Consider the following 217-nt stretch of genomic DNA (forward strand, 5'->3'; position numbering starts at 1 on the left):
TTTTATAAAAGGCGATGACGGTGAGTTATATCATGAAACTTTAGCCTATTTACTAATTAAACCTTAGAAGCACGCAATGAAAACATTAACTAAATTCACCTTACTGACATTAATCACCTGTTCACTATTAGGTTGTTATAACAAAGAAAAACTAAAGGAGCATATTCAAAAAGAATATGATAGGGCAAGATCAATCACCAAAACCAAAGGCGACTTT

Source organism: Gilliamella sp. B2717 (genome assembly GCF_026536675.1).
Taxonomy (GTDB): domain Bacteria; phylum Pseudomonadota; class Gammaproteobacteria; order Enterobacterales; family Orbaceae; genus Gilliamella; species Gilliamella apicola_I.